Origin of the sequence: Hypericibacter sp. (assembly GCF_050729195.1) — a bacterium.
GTDB lineage: Bacteria > Pseudomonadota > Alphaproteobacteria > Dongiales > Dongiaceae > Hypericibacter.
The window spans coordinates 1-2,497 of sequence record NZ_JBOHKS010000266.1; the positions used below are offsets into that span (position 1 = coordinate 1).

Here is a 2,497-nt window from a genome sequence, read left to right on the forward strand (position 1 = left end):
ATGCATAGGGCCCTGGTGGCAAACGCCACCAGGGCCTCTTTGCATCCGGGTTGCACCTCTATGGAGGGAAATGCCATCATCTGCTGCTATTTAATGCACAAGAATGCCGCCTCGCAGCGGCCCATGACCGGATGAAGGAGAGGATCCCCTGATGCCCGATCTGTTGGGCGGATTGGTCAGCGGACCCATGGCGACCCGCACCAGCGAAGGCATCGCCCATGTCATCCGGAAGGCGATTCTCGCGGGAATCCTGATTCCCGGACAGCCGTTGCGCGAGCGTCAGCTCGCCGAAGAGCTGGGCGTGAGCCGAACGCCGATCCGCGAAGCTTTCTTCATTCTTCAAGGCGAGGGCCTGGTGGACCTCGCCCCCAGCCGCTACGCGCGCGTCCGGCATGTGTCGTCGAATGACATCGCGCAGATCTATTCTTTGCGGCGGGTGCTGGAATCCTACGCGGTTCGTTGCGCGGCCGAGCATCAGGATAACGCCAAACTGAATCAGGCGGCCGACGCGCTGGCCGTTCAGCTGCGGATCGGCAGTTCGGGCTCTGCCGTCGACCAGGCGCAGGCGGACTTGGCCTTTCATGAGGCGCTCGCGGCAGCAGCCGGAAGCCAACTGCTCCTGACGCTGGTGCATCAGGTCCTCGCGGTAACGGTCACGCTGCGCTCGCGCTACAAATATTCACCCTCGCGGCTCAAGCAGGTCTGCCGCGAACATGAGGCCATCTTCACCGCCATCCGGGCGGGCGATCCTGACGCCGCAGAGTTTCTGATGGAAGGCCACATTGCAGGCTCCAGCAAACTGGCTTTCAAGCATCTCCAAGAGACGGAAGAAACAGGGGACGCAAAGAGCCGTTCATCACCCTTGAAGAGCACGGCCGCGGCTCGCTCCAGGTGATCTGAGAGGCCCGGGCACCTTCTACAATGACCACCGAAACGCTATAGACGCATCAGCCTACCGCATGAGCAGCAGCTCACGGTTCATACAGATGCGCGTGCAGATGCCCCCGAAGGTTCTGCAGATGTCGCCCCCAATGAAAGCGATAGCCGGCCCGGAACTGGTTGCTCGCACTCTGGGATGATTTGTTGTCCCAGAGCCATAGCACCTGCTGCAGCTCGTCGGCGATATCGACCAGGTCGTCGATGGCATCGCCGGTCGTTGACAGCGCGCCGATCTCCTTCGACCCCGCCACAGCGTAGAATCCGAGTTCGGGAAATTGGCGTCCCATCGCCCTATGGATCGCGCCGGCGTCGTTGTGGTGTCGATCCGGAACCTCGTAGTGAAGTTCCGTCTCTGCAATATGATGATAGGCAAACGCGAGTCGATCGAGCGCTTCAGCAAGTGCGGAGAGGCGCGCCTCGCTCGAGGTCGGCGGCGCTTCGACGAGGTTGAGATAGGTCCTCACCGCCACGATCATGTCGGGCTCAGGCATGCTTCCCCTCTCTCATCGTGCCCGCAAAGGCCGGCATGATAGTCGGAGGCCGGGCTATCCCCGTCGCCGCCTGGCGCGGCGCGCTTCGGCTTCGGCGCCGCCGGCGACTTCCTTGTGCGGCGGTAGCGTCACGACCTTCGCGAGGTTCTCGTAGGGCGCGGTCTTGTGCGGGATCGCCATGGCCTCGACGAAATGCTGCTGGAACATCGGTTCCACGGCGGTCTCGACCTTCTCGACCTGCTTGACCACGCGCGCGATCTCGTCGCGCGCCTTCAAGTTCAGGAGCGCGATGCGGGCGCCGGTGCCCGCCGCATTGCCGGCCGAGGTCACCTTGGCCAGATCGCAATCGGGGATCATGCCGAGGATCATCGCGTATTTGACATCGATATGGCTGCCGAAGGCGCCCGCCAGCGTGATGCGGTCGAGCTTGTCGATGCCGAGCTTGTCCATCAGCAGCCGCGCGCCGGCATAAAGCGCGGCCTTGGCGAGCTGGATCGCCCGCACGTCGGTCTGGGTGATGCGGATGGTGGGCTCGCCCTCGCGCAACAGATAGGAGAAGGTGCGGCCCTCGGGCTGGATGCGCGGGCTCTTCGCTGCCATCGCGCCGTCGACCACGCCGTCCTGGTTGATGATGCCGGTCAGATACATCTCTGCCAGCGCCTCGATGATGCCCGAGCCGCAGATGCCGGTGACGCCAATCAGGGCGATGTCTTCAAAAAAGCCCGGCTCGTTCGACCATTTGTCGGAGCCGATCACCTTGAATTTCGGCTCGAGCGTCTCGGGATCGATGCGCACGCGCTCGATGGCGCCCGGCGCCGCGCGTTGCCCACCCGAGATCTGGGCGCCTTCGAAGGCGGGGCCGGTCGGCGAGGAGGCGGCGAGCAGCCGGTCGCGATTGCCCAGCACGATCTCGGCATTGGTGCCGACATCGACGATGAGCGTCATCTCGCCCGACATATGCGGCGATTCGGAGAGGATCACGCCCGCCGTGTCGGCGCCGACATGGCCGGCGATGCAGGGCAGCACATAGATGCGGGCATTGGGATGGACCTGGAGGTCGATCTCCG

General features: G+C 63.8%; 3 protein-coding genes. 1 reads left to right on the plus strand and 2 read right to left on the minus strand.

The features are described 5' to 3' along the window. Positions 1 to 151 precede the first annotated feature (151 nt). Positions 152 to 895, plus strand: coding sequence for a GntR family transcriptional regulator (locus ACREE8_RS21555; RefSeq protein ID WP_431575076.1), 744 nt, complete (start codon positions 152 to 154; stop codon positions 893 to 895). 76 nt (positions 896 to 971) lie between these two features. Here the strand turns inward: ACREE8_RS21555 and ACREE8_RS21560 are convergent, their stop codons facing one another. After that, positions 972 to 1,430, minus strand: coding sequence for a DUF5063 domain-containing protein (locus ACREE8_RS21560; RefSeq protein WP_431575077.1), 459 nt, complete (start codon positions 1,428 to 1,430; stop codon positions 972 to 974). A 54-nt stretch (positions 1,431 to 1,484) separates the two neighbouring features. Beyond that, positions 1,485 to 2,497: ASKHA domain-containing protein (locus ACREE8_RS21565; RefSeq protein WP_431575078.1), on the minus strand; the 1,013-nt coding region annotated here is incomplete at its 5' end.